Origin of the sequence: Caballeronia sp. LZ033 (assembly GCF_031451265.1) — a bacterium.
GTDB lineage: Bacteria > Pseudomonadota > Gammaproteobacteria > Burkholderiales > Burkholderiaceae > Caballeronia.
This window is the reverse complement of sequence record NZ_JARUXQ010000040.1, coordinates 1-703: the sequence shown is the minus strand read 5'-3', so window position 1 is coordinate 703 and position 703 is coordinate 1. Positions and strand designations below refer to the sequence as shown.

Sequence of the window (703 nt, the reverse complement as noted above, 5' to 3'; positions counted from 1 at the left end):
CCGGATTCACCACCTTGCCGAAGTTCGTCAGGCGGCGATAACGGCCCTTGTCGTGCGTGATCCAGTCGAAGAACTCGGTGCTGTAGCCCTGCGTGAAGTCGGTGCCGATACCTACTTTGTCTTCGCCGATCACATCGATCGTGTATTCGATCGCTTCGAGATAATCCTCGACGGTTGCGTCCGGGCCTTTCTTCAGGAACGGCGAGAACATCGTCACGCCGACGAAGCCATTGGCATCCGCGATCTCGCGCAGTTGATCGTCGGTCTTGTTGCGCGGATGATCCTTCAGGCCCGAGGGGCAGCAGTGCGAATACGTGACCGGCTTCTTCGAGCACGCAATGGCATCCGAAGAAGTCTTCGCGCCCACGTGCGAGAGATCCACCATGATCCCGACGCGATTCATCTCGTGGATCACTTCCTTGCCATAACCCGACAGTCCGCCATCGGGTTCATAACAGCCGGTGCCCACCAGGTTCTGCGTGTTGTAGCAGAGCTGCACGACGTTCACGCCGAGTTCCTTGAACACCTCGATATAGCCGAGGTTGTCCTCGAACGCATACGCGTTCTGGAAGCCGAAGATGATGCCGGTCTTGTTTTCCTTCTTCGCGCGCAGGATGTCGTCGGTCGTGCGCACGAGCGTCAGGATCTCGCTGTACTCGCGGATCTGCTGCTTCATCTCCGCGATGTTGTCGATGGTCTTCTG

At 57.9% G+C, this 703-nt stretch carries 1 protein-coding gene; it reads right to left on the bottom strand.

The window, feature by feature from the left end; all coding sequences use genetic code 11:
- Positions 1 to 703: dipeptidase (locus QCE62_RS35090; RefSeq protein WP_309928015.1), on the bottom strand; the 703-nt coding region annotated here is incomplete at both ends.